16 protein-coding genes are annotated in these 16,424 nt (G+C 38.6%); 4 read left to right on the top strand and 12 right to left on the bottom strand.

Features of this window, described 5'->3' with window-relative positions; all coding sequences use genetic code 11:
* Positions 1 to 3: 3 nt before the first annotated feature.
* From CLV48_RS09475 to CLV48_RS09485, 3 genes are read left to right on the top strand one after another with little or no spacing between them, the layout of a single operon-like run.
* Positions 4 to 1,305, top strand: a complete 1,302-nt coding sequence (locus CLV48_RS09475; RefSeq protein WP_106567033.1) for a cryptochrome/photolyase family protein — start codon at positions 4 to 6, stop codon at positions 1,303 to 1,305.
* A complete protein-coding gene (locus tag CLV48_RS09480; RefSeq protein ID WP_106567034.1) occupies positions 1,302 to 2,252 on the top strand; it encodes a Smr/MutS family protein in 951 nt (316 codons plus the stop codon). The genes CLV48_RS09475 and CLV48_RS09480 overlap by 4 nt, the downstream gene beginning before the upstream one ends.
* Positions 2,253 to 2,255: 3 nt before the next feature.
* Positions 2,256 to 3,089 carry a hypothetical protein gene (locus CLV48_RS09485; protein ID WP_106567035.1) on the top strand — a complete coding sequence of 278 codons (834 nt, stop codon included), beginning with the start codon at positions 2,256 to 2,258 and terminating at the stop codon, positions 3,087 to 3,089.
* Here CLV48_RS09485 and CLV48_RS09490 read toward each other — a convergent pair whose 3' ends face one another.
* The 8 genes from CLV48_RS09490 to CLV48_RS09525 all read right to left on the bottom strand — a co-directional run bounded on the left by CLV48_RS09490 (position 3,090) and on the right by CLV48_RS09525 (position 10,846).
* Complete coding sequence (locus CLV48_RS09490) at positions 3,090 to 4,559, bottom strand: cellulose synthase family protein (RefSeq protein WP_106567036.1); 1,470 nt, start codon at positions 4,557 to 4,559, stop codon at positions 3,090 to 3,092.
* Entirely contained in the window at positions 4,559 to 6,103 is a 1,545-nt protein-coding gene (locus CLV48_RS09495; RefSeq protein WP_106567037.1) for a 4Fe-4S binding protein, read from the bottom strand. The genes CLV48_RS09490 and CLV48_RS09495 overlap by 1 nt, the downstream gene beginning before the upstream one ends.
* On the bottom strand, positions 6,100 to 7,452 hold the full coding sequence (locus CLV48_RS09500; RefSeq protein ID WP_106567038.1) for an NAD(P)/FAD-dependent oxidoreductase: 1,353 nt from the start codon (positions 7,450 to 7,452) through the stop codon (positions 6,100 to 6,102). Before CLV48_RS09500 ends, CLV48_RS09495 begins: the two co-directional genes overlap by 4 nt.
* The gene (locus CLV48_RS09505) at positions 7,445 to 8,203 is read right to left on the bottom strand and encodes a DUF547 domain-containing protein (RefSeq protein WP_106567039.1); all 759 of its coding nucleotides are present in this window, start codon (positions 8,201 to 8,203) and stop codon (positions 7,445 to 7,447) included. Before CLV48_RS09505 ends, CLV48_RS09500 begins: the two co-directional genes overlap by 8 nt.
* 41 nt (positions 8,204 to 8,244) lie before the next feature.
* Entirely contained in the window at positions 8,245 to 8,736 is a 492-nt protein-coding gene (locus tag CLV48_RS09510; RefSeq protein WP_106567040.1) for a rhodanese-like domain-containing protein, read from the bottom strand.
* Between the two features lie 100 nt (positions 8,737 to 8,836).
* The gene (locus tag CLV48_RS09515) at positions 8,837 to 9,550 is read right to left on the bottom strand and encodes a Crp/Fnr family transcriptional regulator (RefSeq protein ID WP_106567041.1); all 714 of its coding nucleotides are present in this window, start codon (positions 9,548 to 9,550) and stop codon (positions 8,837 to 8,839) included.
* Positions 9,551 to 9,624: 74 nt separating this feature from the next.
* Positions 9,625 to 10,044, bottom strand: a complete 420-nt coding sequence (locus CLV48_RS09520; RefSeq protein ID WP_245889514.1) for a type I restriction enzyme HsdR N-terminal domain-containing protein — start codon at positions 10,042 to 10,044, stop codon at positions 9,625 to 9,627.
* A 106-nt stretch (positions 10,045 to 10,150) separates the two neighbouring features.
* Positions 10,151 to 10,846, bottom strand: a complete 696-nt coding sequence (locus CLV48_RS09525) for a ComEA family DNA-binding protein (RefSeq protein ID WP_106567043.1) — start codon at positions 10,844 to 10,846, stop codon at positions 10,151 to 10,153.
* A gap of 224 nt (positions 10,847 to 11,070) precedes the next feature.
* On the opposite strand from CLV48_RS09525, the gene hemA reads away from it, so the two are divergent.
* Complete coding sequence (gene hemA, locus CLV48_RS09530; protein ID WP_106567044.1) at positions 11,071 to 12,348, top strand: glutamyl-tRNA reductase; 1,278 nt, start codon at positions 11,071 to 11,073, stop codon at positions 12,346 to 12,348.
* Here hemA and CLV48_RS09535 read toward each other — a convergent pair.
* From CLV48_RS09535 to CLV48_RS09550, 4 genes are all read right to left on the bottom strand, one after another.
* Complete coding sequence (locus CLV48_RS09535; protein WP_106567045.1) at positions 12,345 to 13,232, bottom strand: hypothetical protein; 888 nt, start codon at positions 13,230 to 13,232, stop codon at positions 12,345 to 12,347. The two genes, hemA and CLV48_RS09535, sit on opposite strands and share 4 nt — an antisense overlap.
* Before the next feature lie 77 nt (positions 13,233 to 13,309).
* Positions 13,310 to 15,130: a M64 family metallopeptidase gene (locus CLV48_RS09540; protein WP_170069008.1), complete on the bottom strand. Its 1,821-nt coding sequence runs from the start codon at positions 15,128 to 15,130 to the stop codon at positions 13,310 to 13,312.
* Positions 15,127 to 15,636, bottom strand: coding sequence for a hypothetical protein (locus CLV48_RS09545; protein ID WP_146140085.1), 510 nt, complete (start codon positions 15,634 to 15,636; stop codon positions 15,127 to 15,129). The genes CLV48_RS09540 and CLV48_RS09545 overlap by 4 nt, the downstream gene beginning before the upstream one ends.
* A 72-nt stretch (positions 15,637 to 15,708) precedes the next feature.
* Positions 15,709 to 16,422 (bottom strand): glycosyltransferase family 2 protein, encoded by a 714-nt coding sequence (locus CLV48_RS09550; RefSeq protein WP_106567048.1) that lies wholly within the window; start codon positions 16,420 to 16,422, stop codon positions 15,709 to 15,711.
* Positions 16,423 to 16,424: the final 2 nt, after the last annotated feature.

Below are 16,424 nucleotides of genomic sequence, written 5' to 3' on the forward strand. Positions count from 1 at the left end.
CCCATGGAAAAAATCAATATATTTTGGTTCAGAAGGGATTTGAGATTGGATGACAATACAGGTCTCTATTATGCATTAACCCAAGAAAAAAATATCCTTCCTCTGTTTATATTTGACCGTAACATCCTGGATAAATTGGAGGAAAAGGCAGATGCAAGGCTTACATTTATCCATCAACAAATCCAAAGGCTACATGAAGAGCTTAAGGGATTGGGGACATCAATTGTGGTGAAATATGGAAATCCACTGGAAATTTGGAGCTCCCTCATTGAGGAATACAACATTGAAAACGTCTATACCAATAGGGATTATGAACCCTATGCCCGGGAAAGAGACGAAGCAGTCAAAGCCATTCTTCAGAAAAAAAACATCCAGTTCCTGGACTTCAAAGATCAAGTGATTTTTGAAAAAGAGGAAATAGTAAATGGTAACGGAGATTTTTATAAAGTATTCACCCCATACAGCAAAGTATGGTTGGAAAAATTCCGGAAAAATCCACCTGAAATTCTCAGTTTCGAAAAATCCAAAATGAATTTTTTCCCTATCAGCCCACAGCCTATTCCTTGCCTGAATGATTTGGGTTTTGAACCTAGCAATATAAAAATCCCACCTTTGGAGGTCAATAAAAGCTTGATTAAGCAATACGATAAAACCAGGAATTTCCCTGCTGTAAACGGGACAAGCAGGATCGGAATTCATCTTAGGTTTGGGACAGTAAGTGTAAGAAAACTGGTCTTAGATGCAGCTCAACTGAATGAAACCTATCTAAATGAACTAATCTGGAGGGAATTTTACATGATGATCCTTTATCATAATCCCCAAGTTGTAGATAGAGCCTTCAAACCTCAGTATGACCGTATACCATGGAGAAGAAGCGAGGAAGATTTCAGAAAATGGTGCGATGGCATGACAGGTTATCCAATAGTCGATGCAGGGATGCGGGAACTCAATGCCACCGGTTATATGCACAACAGGGTAAGGATGATCGTTGCCAGCTTCCTTACCAAACACCTTTTGATTGACTGGCGATGGGGAGAAGCTTATTTTGCAAAGAAATTATTGGATTTTGAATTATCTTCCAACAACGGAGGCTGGCAATGGGCTGCAGGCACAGGTACGGATGCCCAACCCTATTTCAGGGTATTCAATCCGGATTCCCAGACAGAAAAATTTGATAAAGAATTCAAATACATCAAAAAATGGATACCGGAATATGGCAGTCCTTCATATCCCAAACCAATGGTAGATCATAAATTTGCCAGAGAAAGGGCAATAGAAACATACAAAAACGCATTGAATTCATGAATGTAGGTGATAGGGTAAGATTACTCCATGGAAATGAAGAAGGAGTAATCACAAAAATTTCAGCAGGAGGAAGAGTTGAAATCGAAATTGAAGATGGCTTTCGAATTCCAGCGCTAAAAAGTGAAGTGGTAGTTATTTCGGCTGCTGAAGCACAACATTTTGGAGGGGAGAAAGGAGTAAGCTCAACTTTGACGGGCATAAAACCCCAAAAAACTGACAGCAATGAAAAAAGTGTTTTTCTAGCTTATATCCCCTTAAATGACAAGGAACTTGCTATTTACATTTGCAATAACTCTGATAGAGACTATTTGGTCATAGCTTCAGAATTATATGGTGAAAACAGGCAGACAATCCTGGCGGAAATGCTTCCTTCAAAAAACACCAAAAAAATTGGTGAAAAAACCATCCAACTATTTGAAGAATGGCCCCCTCTATTGATGCAGTTCTTCCCTATCCATAAAAAAGTCGAAAAAACCCAGCCTTCGTTTGAAAGAAAGCTGAAATTCAAAGCTTCAGCTTTTTTTAAAAGCAAAGGCACTGCCCCGATTTTAAACAAATCAGGTTATATCTTCATGGTCTCAGAATCTTCCAAAGAAATTGATATCCGACAGTTGAACGAAGAATTAAAAGAACAAACCGCCCCATCAAAGCTGCAGTTTCAGAAACCTCCAAAGGAAGTAGACCTTCACATAGAAAAACTTACAAATGACCATCCTTTTATGAGCAATTCAGAAATACTCAGGTTACAAATGGATACTTTTGAAAAGAATCTGAATTATGCCATTGCAAGTGGGATGGATGAAATTACTTTTATCCATGGTATAGGAAACGGGGTACTTAGAAAAGAAATCCATAAGTACCTTAGTCAATTGGAAAATATTAAGTATTTTCAGGATACACAGAAAAGCCGGTTCGGTTATGGGGCAACATTGGTACGAATTTCTTAAATCATGAAAGGAAAGGTTTCTCCCATCTTTGCGCTCTTCCTACAACAATTCGAAGCTGCTAAATCAGCTTTTAATGGCCTGAGCAAACAATACCGTGGAAAAAAAGCCCTGGAGCTTGAAAACAAACTGATATTCCTGGAAATCTATATTGATTTACTCTCCAAAATCCATTTTGAAGAAGAAAAATTAAAATTCCGACTTTTCTCACCTTTCAAGAAAATTTTCAAAGGCCTGAAAAAGACCAAACATATCAAAATGATCATGGCGCAGACTGAGGATTTAAAATTGAAGGAAATTCCAGCTTTCAGCGCCTATTTGAAATCCCTGGAAACAGAAAAAAACGAACTGTATAATGAGGTATATGACCTGATTATTTCAAGCCCTCTACAGATTTGGGAGACACTCTACCATGAAGCTCATGAATACAGTAAAGGAATAAAACCATTGATGATCAACACAGCAACCACACAGATCATCAATGAAGAATTGGGCTTTTTCCAAGTAGACAACAATGGTATCCTGGACAGTAAAGTACTCAAGGAAATTTATGAAGGTATCAGGGTCATTACCGCTCTTGAAAATTTGAGGATAGAATCAGGTTTTAACCCAATTTTTATCCAGGAGGTACATGAACGAATGAGTGAACTTCAAAAAACCATGCTAAAATGGTACGAAAACCACCTTTTCCTCCAACATTTAGTAAATTTTCTTACGGATAAGGAAGATGTTTCCAAAAAATACCTTGACCTACTTTCTTCCCTTCAAACCAGCAGAAAATCACATATCAAACAGATTGAATACCAATGTGCAGCCCTTTTTGAAAGAATACTTGAATAATTAATACCTCTTAAAGGCGTAACTTTTAAATGATGCTATGCTTACCATCCCATAGCCAAAGGTCAACAGCAAATGGAACAACAGCATCATATAATTCCCGGTCAGGATTGAAATCAGGGATATAGAAAGAAATATCAAAGAGAGAAAAGCTTCCGCATATGTAGTCATAGGAACTTTAAAGGGGTTATAGATATTTTCCGCCCAAGAAGCATTGGCTTCCAAATTGTACTTCGGAGTCCTTATAAAAGGTGATTTTTTACCAGTAATCCCTTCCCATACCGCTTGAGCATTATGCAAGGACAAGCCCATGGAAACAGCCAGGAAAACCGGAAGTTCTAAAAGGAACCTCAGAATCCCCTTGATAGAATACCCCACCAAACTGATGTTGGCAAAGAAATAAACCAGGGCAATAATGATAAAGCCTATGAAAAAGATTGCTGATGCCTGGTAAAGAGCTTGGGGCAATATGCCTATGTAAAATCCCCACCAAACCGGAATACTGCTAAGACTAACCAATAAGACAGCAATAAAAATGAGGGAATTAAGCAAATGAGCAGCGGCATGAATTTTCTTTCTCCAAGAAAAATCCCCAAAAAATACCGTCCCCAAGTGTTTAACGGCACATTCGGCACCTCCTTTGGTCCAACGGAATTGCTGGGATTTGATAGCTGACATCACAGGTGGAAGTTCGGCAGGAGATTCAATATCAGGCCGGTAAACAAACTTCCAGCCTTTTTTCTGGGCCCTGTAACTCAGATCCAGGTCTTCTGTTAAAGTATCATCTTCCCAGTTACCTGCATCCAGAATACAGGATTTCCTCCAAATGCCTCCAGTTCCATTGAAATTGATAAATGCTCCCTGACTGTTTCTCCCAATCTGCTCTACCATAAAATGGGCATCCAAGGCAAAAGCCTGAAGTCGGGTCAATAAGGAGTAATTTTTATTCAGATGTGTCCATCGACTTTGTACCATCCCCACCTTGTCTTCCTCAAAATGCGGTATGGTTTTTAGCAAAAATTCCGGATCCGGCATGAAATCAGCGTCAAATATGGCAATAAATTCTCCAGTAGCTTCTGCCAGTCCTTCCCTTAATGCACCAGCTTTAAACCCCTTTCTGTCCGACCTATGAAGGTACTTGAAATTCACTTGTGGGTAAGTTTTGATTTTTTGGATGATGATATCTGAGGTGCTGTCCGTACTGTCATCCAAGATCTGTATTTCCAGTTTATCCTTTGGATATCTCAAAACTGCTACCGATTCAATCAAGCGCTCCACCACGTACATTTCATTGTATATCGGCAACTGAACTGTGACCTTTGGCAGTGATTGCCTTTCCAATTCAGGCTTATATTTTAGCTGCTTCTTGTTCCTGAAAAAATAAATGAGCAAATGGGCCTGGGCAATGCTGTAAAGTAAGACAAAGCACATCGCTAGAAAATATATGCCAAGAAAAATATAAATCAACACCATCAGGATTTTACACTTATAGATTTATTTCCTATGATAATTGGCATCTCATTGATTCTTCCTTCTTCACCGGCATTCTCTAATTTTAATACCCCTCTAGGACAGACTGCAGAACAAACTCCACAGCCCACACAGGAAGAACGTACTATATTTTGACCCCTTTGGGCATACCACCTGACATCTATCCCCATCTCACAATAGGTGGAACAATTCCCGCAACTGATACACTGACCGCCATTGGTGGTGATGCGGAACCTGGACTTGAAGCGTTGAACAATTCCCAAATAAGCAGCCAAAGGACATCCAAACCGACACCATACACGGTTGCCCATAAAGGGATAAAAACCGGTTCCAATTACACCGGCAAAGGCAGAGCCTATAGCAAAGCCATAGATAGAATGCAATTGATTGGTGGCCTGACCCAGTAGATCAAATTTCATGAAATAATTCACAATGGTAAGGGCAGTCATCACAACTGCAAATACCAGCACTCCATGAATTAAATACCTTTCCACCTTCCAGGCTTTGAGGGATTTGTCGGAAAGCTGACGGTAAGGGTCGCCTAAAGTCTCTGCAAGTCCACCACAGCCGCAGACCCATGAACAATACCAACGCTTGCCATAAAAATAGGTCAGAAGGGGTACCCCAATGACTATAAGTAAAATCCCCCATATCAGCATAAACATTCCCAAAGCACCCGAGCTCACCATTCCTTCAATTCGATATTCGTAAAAAAAGGAATAATCCAAAGGCCAGATATTTTTGAAGTCATGCCAGGGCATATTGAACAAGACCAAAATTTCAGGCAACAAAAAGGCAAAAGCCAACTGGAAAAACATTACTGAGCCGGTTCTTATAGTTTGGTAAGCATTCCCTTTATACTTTTTGAACATCCTGATGCCCATGACCAAAATAGCCAAAGTGTACACTAAGCCATATAAAAACCATTGAGAGGCCTCGTTCCCGGAAAGTGCTTCACTTAAAGGGTCCACCATTATGACCAAATTGGTCATGTATTCAGGCAACCAGTACAAAATCACATAAAACAGAATCAAGTAGGTACCGGTAAAGATTCCCAATACTCCTCTTGCCTTCATTGAAGAAAAATAAATTCCATTGTTCTTTATTCCTTCGGGTTCATTCCTATACAATGGCATGATATACATCAAGCCACCTATTACTCCAAGAATTATAGAAACTCCAAAATACTTATAGGGATGTTCTTGAACGGGATTTATAGCAGCTGCCTTTGTTACAGAAAAAGCGTAATTGTCCCAAATCACTTTATCCCAAGCCTGTTGGTCTTTCAAATCTTGGTTGTATGCATTGAACAATTCTTTAAAATCGCGGATGAAGCTGAAATTTGAAGTATAAATTTTGTCATACATCGGCTCCAAGATTCCAGTCATTACCTCTCTATGTTCTTCTTTTACAAGCTTTTCTACCAATTGTACATTGAGCTGATAATCTCCAATAAAAGGAATATAACTGAATATCAACAGTCCAATGATAAAAAGAGCCAGACCAAACTTCTGAATATTTCTCATGCTCTTGAACCAATTAATTTTCGAAAAAGCGACACCTTTTTGAATTGGATATTATTCCCTTTCAAGCTGTTATAATCCTTCAAAACAGCTTGGTAATAGGGTTTGTAAAACTCAGGATTGAAGCTTGCTTTATCCAAATTCCCCATGACCTGATCTATGGTCCATTTTTCTGTCAAGGCTCTATCAAAAAAATCATGCCTCAATCTCCAACCCAAGGCATTCACTCCCATAAAAACATTAGAGTCTTTATTATAATTCAATCTGATACTTACTTTCCCTTTTGCATCATTCCAAAAAAATGAATCAGTATATGAGTCCTGTTTTGGGGGCACTTGTCCATATGTCTGGTATTCAATGTCCAAAAATTTTGCAGAATTGAACCAAGGGCCGGGCATATAGGGCACTTGGTTTTGGGAGGTAAGGTTATGGGCTAAGATTTCCCCATGCATTCTTCCTGTATACCAAACTTGTTCTATATTCTTCCTGTCCTCGGCCACCAATTCCCTGAATTCTGCACAATCCCCTATGGCATATACATTTGGCATATTGGTCCTGAAAAAATGATCTATCAATATTCCCTTGGAGGTTTCGAGTCCGGAACCTATCAAAAATCCAATATTAGGAACAACCCCTACAGTAAGACCAACAAATTCACAATTTATCTTTTTCCCTTTATTCGTAACCACTGCAGTTACTCTTCCCTCATCATCTCCTATGATTTCATCCAGCTGGGTATCTAATTGCAGATCAATTTCATGCTCAAGGATATGCTTATTAATCATTTTTGCCTCTTCTTCAGGCAAGACATTGTCCCAGAAATTCCTTTCCCGTACCAAAAAAGTAACCGGAACATTTCTGCTTCTGAGCATTTCCGCCATTTCGATCCCAATCAAGCCCCCTCCAACAATGACTGCTTTTTTTATCCCTTTGGTGTTTTCCTCCATGAGTTCCAGATCCTGAAAGGAATATAAGCCCTGAACACCCTTTAAATCCTGGCCTGGCCAACCGATTTTGTTTGGACGGGAGCCTGTAGCTAAGATCAAAATATCATAGGAAATGGCTTTTCCGTCTTGGCAGATAAGTTGCTTTTTGGGAAAGTCCACAAACTCAATCCATGCTTTTAGAAGCTTGATTCGGTTTTTCTCCCAAAACCAATCCTCATACGGTTTGGTATGCTCGTATTTCATATGCCCCATATAAATGTACATCAGGGCAGTCCGTGAAAAGAAATGCTCAGTCTCTCCGGAAATCACTAAAATCTCTGCTTCATTATCCTTTTTCCTGATATTTCGGGCACATGTAATTCCTGAAATCCCGTTTCCTATAATGACTATTTTTCTATTATTCATTGAGCGACCAATCGTAATCCAGATAATTGATTTTTGCTTTGGGTGATATCCTGACCGTGGAATACCGGTTAAGATACTCAATTAAATTCCCTTTTCGGGTAAAATCCTCCCCAAACCAGGAAAAAATCTTGGATATATTCACCTTATCTGCACTGATTTTGTTCCTTTTTGAATCATTGATAAATCTTCTTGCGGCCTTATCTAATTGCTCTTCAAGCTTTTCGGGAAAATAGGCATCCTTAGACAAAATTGGACAGGAGAATGAGGCACAATTGATGGCAAAATGTATCCTTGGCTCCTCAAATTCCTTTCTCAAAATTTTATGCTCTATCTCATCTAAAGAGGCGGGCTTACCACCAATCTTAAAAAATTCCATGTGCCATACCGTGTTGACCAAGGGAATAGGATTTTTAGGTTTGATATCCTGTATGCTTTTAATGGGATAATGGTCCAGGATCAATTTAAGGGTAAAAGCATTGTAAGCATTGATCCAATAGGCCAATTGTTCGGCCTTGGACCAGGTTTTCCTATCCGGGGGGTTTTGACTTAAGGCATTAAGATATATTTCCAAATCAGCCCTTTGTTGAACCATCCCTTTGTAGTTCACTATGCCTTCGTCAGATACAAATTTTTTTAAAAATGCATCAAAAACCTGATGATTGGGAGGAAGGCTTCCTTCTTGGCCTAAATCAGAATGCCCACATGATAAATTGACCAGTAAAATAGTAAGGCTTATCCACAAGAATTTCATTTCTCAAAATCTTTATCCATTGCAATTATACAAATCCTTTATCAATAGACTTTCTGTCCTTTAGTCAGCCAGATCCCCCAAGTACGGTTATAGGCATGGATTTTTTCAGTCTTTTTCCCTCTTGAATAAACAGGCTTTCCTTCATTGACCCAATGAAAAATTCCTCCGTAAAGGTTGTAAACATGGTTGAATCCCGCCTGCTGTAGTTTTTTTCCAATATTCTCACTTCGAGCCCCAATCGAACAATAAAGCACAATAACTTGGTTTTTATCCAGATCTCTTACCTTATCCAGATCAAACGTTTCGTATCCCACCCATTTTGCATACCTGATATGGCTAACTTCATATTCATCGAATTCCCTTGTATCCAAAAAAACTGGATTATCCAGTTTTTCCACCTCTTCAATGGATATTAAAGGAAAATCCTTATCATATACTCCCTTCAAAAGGGTTTTATAAGCCAGGCTTTGTGCCCAAACCTGGCCACCCATCAAAAGACCGGTAAACAGAAGAAGGATTTTTTTAAATTTCATATTAAAATAACCAACAAAAGCCAAAATTAATTGCACATGAAAAAGCCTTTTAAGCCGGTAAACCGACCTAAAAGGCTAAAATAAATTGATGAATGAGGTATTAACCGTAGAAATCTGACAAACGTGCAAGACCTTTTTTGTCCAGTACAATTATTTTCTTACCCTGAAAATCTATAAGGTCGTCCTTTTTAAATTCTGAAAGCAACCTGATTACAGTCTCTGTGGCAGTACCCACAATACCTGCGATTTCTTCTCTTGTCAAAACAATATCGATCTTTTCTCCTTCTTTCCCGTCAATACCATAAGTTTCTGAAAGCTTCAACAAAGTAAAGGCCAATCGCTCTCGGATAGATTTCTGCGTTGCATCGGTCAGTTTACTTTCCATTATTCCCAGGTCATGGCACAAAGCTTTGGTCACCCTTCTGTGAAAAGCAGTATCTTCTGCCAAGACTTTAAGAAATGGTTCTCTTGGCACAAAACAAATATTTGCATCTTCTACAATCGTAGCTGAATTTGAATACGCTTCTTCACCTAATAAAGACGCATAACCAAGAAAATCTCCTTTTTTTGCCAGCCTGATGATCTGCTCTTTACCGTTGGATGCAGTTTTATATACCTTTACCACTCCGTCACTGATACAGAATACACCAAGGGGCTTAGTACCTTCATAAAATAATATCTGACCTTTTTTATGAGTGATCAGGTTTTTACTGTCTGAAAGCTGGCAAAGATGGGGTTCTGTAACGTCTGCAAACAAAGAAAATTTCCTACTCATGCACAATTCGCAGGGAGTATTTTTTGGTTGGACTTTCATAGGACTGGAATATTAAACTATGTAAACTTAATTCTTGAATTTAAGCAAAAACATGATTAAAATCATAATCACTTCTACATAAATTTTGGTACATCTGGAATTTGTAAATAATTTGAGGACTGCTCATCAAATGAAAAAAACAAATGGTTGAGCCCATTGGTAATTCCCAAATGAGGGGCTTGAATCGACTTGTTGTAAACACAAACCTGCTCCAAGGTTTTACTTGAAAGGACTATGTCAGGCGCCTTACATTCAATTAAAAGGAAAGGATTTCCATTTCTGTTGAGCACCAAAATATCAGACCTTTTTAGAAGTTTATTGTACTGCAACCCCTTTTCCAGAGAAAAAAGGGTTTTTGGATAATTCTTGAATTGTACAAGAAATGCGATCATATGCTGCCTTACCCATTCTTCCGGAGTAAGGACAAGATATTTCTTTCTCAGGGAATCAAAAATAATCAACTGCCCGTTTGCTTCTTTAATTTTGAATTCCATACCGGGGAAATTCATTTCTTTAGACAAAAAAGCAAACCTATCCGCTATCATGGTACAAATATGCTTGGTTTTCCTGATTTAACATCAAGCAAATCAATCAAAATATTCATTTTCCAAATTCCAGATATGGCAACAACCTATCCACCCAATCCTGGTTGAAAATTTTTATCTGCAATAGGTCCTCTGCCCGCTTATATGGTCCATGTTGCTCCCTATAGGCCACAATTACCTTTGCTGCGCCATAAGAAATGTAAGGATGTTTTGCCAATTCCTGAATATCCAGATCGTTGATATCCAGTTTCCTGGTGATGGCCGGACTAAATAAAAAATGGTCGAATAGTTTTTCAACAATTTCAGGTGTCATTCCATAAACATCCAATAGTTGCTCTTTTTGATGCAATCCCCCTATATTTTCCCTAAACTTCACAATTCTTGAAGCCATAGTCTGGCCTATACCAGGTACGATCTGTAAAACCACAGAATCAGCCTCATTAAAATCAATCCGGTTGAAACCTGGATTTCTCCCATAGTTTGTCCTTCCGGTCCTTTTTATGCTATCCTGATCCATATCAGAATGCTCCGCTTTAATCTCTTTTGGAAGCTTTTCAGCCTGGATAATGCTGTCGAGAATGAGTTCATATTGCTCAAGAAGTCCTTGGTTTTTATATCTAATCCCCCATTCATATACACTTGGCAGCATATAGAGAAGGATCAATGATGGTATAACCAAAACAAACCCCCTTGATTCCCTGGTTGAAAAACCAAAATATGAACGTAAATAGTAGTACAGAATCCTTTTCATAAAAAAACGCGTTATCAGAAAAATTAGAAATCTGAAATAGACTGTATCTATGACTGATAAATTAATACAATTGGATTTAGTTTGCAAATTTTGCCATGTTTGCATACCACTTGCACCCAAACAGAACGATATTATTTAGACAGATTTTAAATTAAGCTCAAACAGAGGAAAATTTTCTTTTGAGACCTAATCTAGATTAAATTTGTGTGTTGAAAGTACCTGTAATGCAAAACAAGTTTAGAGCCATAAGCTTATCCTATAAAAATGCACCTGTTGAAATCAGGGAAGTTATTGCTTTGGATGAAGGCTCTATCCATTCACTTTTGGTCAAGCTGAAGGAATTTTTCAGCATAACTGACACTTTAATCCTATCTACCTGCAATAGAACAGAGGTCTATTATTCCCATGATCTGGACATGAGTGCAGAAATCATCAAGTTGATCGGCCTGGAAAAAGGCCTGACCAATGTGGTGGATTATCTTGAATACTTTACCCTGCTAAATGAAGATCAGGAAGCTATAAAGCACTTATTCAAAGTGTCTGTTGGCCTTGAAGCCCAAGTAGTGGGAGATATGCAGATAGCCAATCAGGTAAAAAGAGCTTACCAGGCTTCAGCAGACCTGGACATGGCAGGACCTTTTCTCCACAGGTTAATGCACACCATTTTTTATACCAATAAAAGAGTGGTGCAGGAAACTGCATTCAGAGACGGTGCAGCATCAGTATCATATGCGGCAGTGGAACTGATTGAAGAAATCACTTCCAATACTTATCAGCCAAGGGTACTGTTGATCGGTGTTGGAGAAATCGGGGAGGATGTGGCCAAAAACATGGTACATATCCCTGAAGCTAAGGTAACAATCACCAACAGGACTTTTGAAAAAGCAAAGGTTTTAGCCGATGAACTTGGTTTTGAAGTAATCCCTTTCGAGCAGTGTTTCGAAGCAATGAAATCTGCTGATGTGGTAGTTTCTTCCATTATGAAGTCAGAACCTTTTATCACTAAGGAGCTGGTTAAATCCATGGAAATTCCAAGTTACAAGCTGTTTGTGGACCTTTCTGTTCCCAGAAGTATTGAAACTACCATTGAGGATGTTCCAGGAGTATTGCTGTACAATGTAGACAATATCAGAAGTAAGGCTACTGAAACCTTGGAAAGAAGGTTGGCTTCCATACCTGATGTGGAGAAGATCATTGAGGAAAACATTGAAGAATTTTTCAACTGGAAAAAAGAGATGATGGTATCCCCTACCATCAACAAGCTCAAAAATGCATTAGAACAGATTCGTCAGGAAGAAATGGCGAGGTTCTTGAAAAATGCCAATGACAAGGAAATTGCCATCATTGACAAGGTCACAAAAAGTATGATGCAAAAAATACTTAAGGTGCCTGTTGTCCAGTTGAGAGCAGCCTGTCAAAGAGATGATGCTGATAACATGATCAGTATTTTGTCAGATTTATTTGACCTAGAAAAAGTCAGCGATAAGAAAAACGAAGCTTAAAATCTCAGTTTAAGCTCATCTCTCAGGAATTCATCCTCCAATTTATTTCTTTTCCAATAATCAATGATTTTGACTGCTTTACGCTTGGCATGCGTAATTTCTTTATCTCCGTTTGACTTGGTCTGAGTTTCTTTCCATTCCAGAATGGGAAAAGGGAATTCATGCTCAAAAGTTATTTCCAAACTGCGAAAGCCTGAGCTGTAATTCAATTCCATTATACTTCTGCTTTCACTTAGCTTTGAGAGCTTGATGAATGCATCCTCCGCTTCAAATTCCTTATGGCTCAAACGCTGGTACAAAAGCGAAGGCAATATTTTTACACTTCCCAAGGGAATTTCAGAAGGATTGATCCGTATCAAGTTCCATAGATCGTCTTCCATGATTCCATTCACTGTAAATGACGCGTCTCCTTCTGCCTCAAAATAAGAATACAATTTTCCCTGATAAGATGATTCATTTTTTTTGTTCACTTGTGTATAAGTCTGTCCACACCATTCCTGGGAACTAGCCGTAAATTTAAGCCCATAACTTTTCTCTTTAGTTGGTGTAAAAGCCGAAAGCATCATGTGGTATGGGTAAATTCCGGTTACAAAATCCCTTGTCTGATTCATTTTCAAGACACTGATTTTGTCCCTCCCTGCCTTTTCAGGATCATCTAATTTCACATGTTTCTTTCTGGAGAAATCTTCAGTCACAAAAATCAATACCCCTTCCCCTTCTCTAGCTTCCCCATACCGATATTGAACCAAATCAAAACTGCTGATTTCTGCTTTTCCCTGAAACCAATAATTGCCCCATTCTGTGAAATCAATTTCGCTTCTTTTTTCAGTTCCACAGGCCATTAGAAGTAAAACAACATAAGTGATCGGAAGTAAATTTTTCATAAATGCATGGTTATAATCAAGAGCCCAAAAAGGAAGAACCTTTGATATGAGAATTTGATAAATTTTGATTTGATGTCTTATTTTTTGACACTAAACTTAAGATTTTGAACCCCATTCTCAGCAGTCAGTCTAACAAAAAAAATCCCATTGGAAAATCCGCTTACATCCACAGGTATTACATTGCCAATTACATCGAATTTTCCCAAGTTAAGTAAAACCGTCCCTTTAGAATCCAATATTTCAATTTGTCTTAAAGTTGGATCAACAATTTTCGGGTATGCTATTTGAATAAATCCTTGGCTAGGGTTAGGGTAAATAACAACCTTTTCTTTTTGTTCTTTTGGGGCAAACAAAACAAACTCAACTCTTACAGTTGAGGTTGCTGTGCTTTCATTTCCACTTTCATCCTTGACTATAAGCCTGACCTGGATATCACCACTGTCTTCCCTTCCAAATGTGGACTTTGATACACTTAAGCTCACAATTCCACAATTATCGAAGGAGCCATCGTCTAAATCTTCAGGAAGAATTGTCCCATTACCTTCTTCATCTAAGATAAGGGTAAAATCCTTCGATTTAGCGACAGGAGCAATTCTATCTCTTACAATAACATTGACAAGAGCAGAGGATTCATTGCCATTTACATCGATTGCTTTAAAAGTTACCTGATTCTCACCAACATTGCTACAATCAAATTCAGTTTGTGATAAAATCAACTCCCGAATACCTACATTATCTGTTGTTCCATCATCTATCTGATTAACAGTTATCTGTGCCTTTCCAAATTCATCAAGATCAATTGTCTGATTTTTTACCCTGAGCAAAGGTGGTTCTGTATCTTTTTTCACGATTATATACTGATCCCTGCTGATGTTTGAAGTACCAAGTGAATTACTGCTACTTAGGCTAACTCTCCAAAAACCCTCATGGTTATAAGTAACACTGGGATTTTGAGTTTCGCTATTTTCAGGCACTCCCCCCTCAAAAGTCCATAACCAAGCATTTGGGGATTGGCTGCTAAGATCTAAAAATTGAACCTCATGTCCTTCAAAAATTTCCAATTGCTCGGCCCCAAAAAAAGCTATTGGCCGCTGCATTGGGGCAGGAATAGTCAAGGTCTCGATCTTGGTGTTAATTTCATTCATACAAACAGCGCAGAAATCACTTAAAAGAAATCTCATTTTACAATTTTGATGTGGCCTAAACCAAGTTGGTGACTCTGCATGGGGGAAAATACTTACTTGACTTTGACCTAGGAAGTTTTTCCATCTAATTGATTCGGGATCTCTATTTTGAGTCATATTGGCCAATTCTCGTGCAAACTGAATTCCTGCCCAATATTCATCTGCCAGACTCGTAAATGTATGTCCAAGTTCATGGATCATTATATCCATAGCATCGGGATGTGTTGAAAAAGTGGCAAATAACCCCCCACCACCACCATATCGGTTATCATTTACCATGATTACTCCTATATCAAAAAATGGTGTATTGCTATTTAGAACACCAATTACCTTATTTATTCTAGTGGGATATAACAATCTGTCAATGTCAGCGGTATTGAATGAGCTCCCAAAATAGTTGTCAATGGGCTCTGTTGGCCGGTTTGCAGCTCCCGCAACATTTGAAACTACTTTGATGGCATAAACATTAATCCTATCTGCATAGGTTTTCCAGGGTTCTTGAAGCATCATACCCTGTATATTCGTGTTAACATCATTAATGAATTTATCCTGCTGATCTTTTGTATAACCATCCCCCATCAAAACAAGGTTGACCATTTTATCAGGTGAATCATTGTAACGAATGATTTCGACCGGGAAATTTTGGGCAATTGCTTTTGAACAAAAAGTTATGAAAATTATGCATAGGAAGGCTTTTATAACAATAAAATTCATGGGTTTAATGGCTTGGTGAAGTTCAACATTTTTAACGGTTTCCATTCTTCATCATCAAATCTTTCAACTTTGATTTGATGGAAACAGTCCTTCCACTGTAACCGGATTAAAAAAGTAGCTTCTTCTAAAACTACAGCCTCAGCAATTATTCGTCCCGAGCCATCATCGCTCGCATACTCTACCTTTTTTAATAATGGATTAAACACAACTTTCTCCTGGCAAATCCCCTTATCAATATCCAAAAAAGATATTTTAAGATCACCTTCTAAAGCTTTTTGGGCAATTTCCCCACTTCCTTTATAGATTCCGTAATTTGAAAAGGTTTCTACAATCCCAACCGAGTCTCTGTCATTGATAAAAAACAGGATCATTATTATTTCCGGGTTTCCTTCTTCCAAAGCACTAGCCTCTTCCTTAGAACCATTTTCCAAGCCAGTTTGGACATTTTTGCAGGAGGAGCAAAAAACTAAGCATGAAATAATAAAGAAGCTAAACAATCCTTTCATTTGCATAAAAAATTACGAATATCCGAAAATACAAAAAAAATCATCAATTTTGAAAGACTCTCAAACTCGTATTTACCTATACTTCCATATCGTCCAAAGGATTTTATACCCCGCTCCAAAGACTCCTTTGACCGTTCCACTCACCTTGGATACCCCTATCCGTTTTCTATAATCCACCGGTACTTCTGTACTTTTCAATCCTGACTTCGCTGCTTTGATCTGCATCTCTATGGTCCAGCCATAATTTTGATCTACCATACCCAAAGCCATCAACTTCTCCCACTTAATCGCTCTAAATGGACCCAGATCGGAATAATCCGTCCTATAGATCCACTTCATCAAGCTTGTGGCCAGCCAATTGCCAAACACTTGTGGCAGGGTCATGGAACCACGCTGTCGGCTGCCTTTGGCCCGGGAACCTATGACCATATCATAATCATTCGCGATGACAGGCTGGATTAAGTCCGTTAATTGCTCCGGGTAATCACTATAATCCCCATCCAAAAACACAAGAATATCTGGGGGCCTTTCCAGAGAGGACAAATAAGCCAAACCTGTAAGGCATGCTTTTCCATAGCCCATCTGGGATTCGTTCAACACAATCGCTCCTTCTTTCGCTGCCACCGAGGCAGTATGGTCTGTGGAATTGTTATTGACCACCACCACATTTCTGACAAATGCAGGAATATCTCTGATTACTTTGCCGATGGATCTTTCTTCGTTAAAGGCCGGTATAAGGACATCGACAACGTATCCAGTACTTTTCACTGAAATATTTTCGGACATTT

It is taken from the genome of Cecembia rubra, from assembly GCF_003014575.1.
In the GTDB taxonomy this organism is placed as follows: Bacteria; Bacteroidota; Bacteroidia; order Cytophagales; family Cyclobacteriaceae; genus Cecembia_A; species Cecembia_A rubra.

Coding starts and splice junctions, on each gene's coding strand:
- CLV48_RS09475 (WP_106567033.1), top strand. CDS start 4: ATGGAAAAAATCAATATATTTTGGTTCAGAAGGGATTTGAGATTGGAT.
- CLV48_RS09480 (WP_106567034.1), top strand. CDS start 1,302: ATGAATGTAGGTGATAGGGTAAGATTACTCCATGGAAATGAAGAAGGA.
- CLV48_RS09485 (WP_106567035.1), top strand. CDS start 2,256: ATGAAAGGAAAGGTTTCTCCCATCTTTGCGCTCTTCCTACAACAATTC.
- CLV48_RS09490 (WP_106567036.1), bottom strand. CDS start 4,559: ATGGTGTTGATTTATATTTTTCTTGGCATATATTTTCTAGCGATGTGC.
- CLV48_RS09495 (WP_106567037.1), bottom strand. CDS start 6,103: ATGAGAAATATTCAGAAGTTTGGTCTGGCTCTTTTTATCATTGGACTG.
- CLV48_RS09500 (WP_106567038.1), bottom strand. CDS start 7,452: ATGAATAATAGAAAAATAGTCATTATAGGAAACGGGATTTCAGGAATT.
- CLV48_RS09505 (WP_106567039.1), bottom strand. CDS start 8,203: ATGAAATTCTTGTGGATAAGCCTTACTATTTTACTGGTCAATTTATCA.
- CLV48_RS09510 (WP_106567040.1), bottom strand. CDS start 8,736: ATGAAATTTAAAAAAATCCTTCTTCTGTTTACCGGTCTTTTGATGGGT.
- CLV48_RS09515 (WP_106567041.1), bottom strand. CDS start 9,550: ATGAAAGTCCAACCAAAAAATACTCCCTGCGAATTGTGCATGAGTAGG.
- CLV48_RS09520 (WP_245889514.1), bottom strand. CDS start 10,044: ATGGAATTCAAAATTAAAGAAGCAAACGGGCAGTTGATTATTTTTGAT.
- CLV48_RS09525 (WP_106567043.1), bottom strand. CDS start 10,846: ATGAAAAGGATTCTGTACTACTATTTACGTTCATATTTTGGTTTTTCA.
- hemA (WP_106567044.1), top strand. CDS start 11,071: ATGCAAAACAAGTTTAGAGCCATAAGCTTATCCTATAAAAATGCACCT.
- CLV48_RS09535 (WP_106567045.1), bottom strand. CDS start 13,232: ATGAAAAATTTACTTCCGATCACTTATGTTGTTTTACTTCTAATGGCC.
- CLV48_RS09540 (WP_170069008.1), bottom strand. CDS start 15,130: ATGAATTTTATTGTTATAAAAGCCTTCCTATGCATAATTTTCATAACT.
- CLV48_RS09545 (WP_146140085.1), bottom strand. CDS start 15,636: ATGAAAGGATTGTTTAGCTTCTTTATTATTTCATGCTTAGTTTTTTGC.
- CLV48_RS09550 (WP_106567048.1), bottom strand. CDS start 16,422: ATGTCCGAAAATATTTCAGTGAAAAGTACTGGATACGTTGTCGATGTC.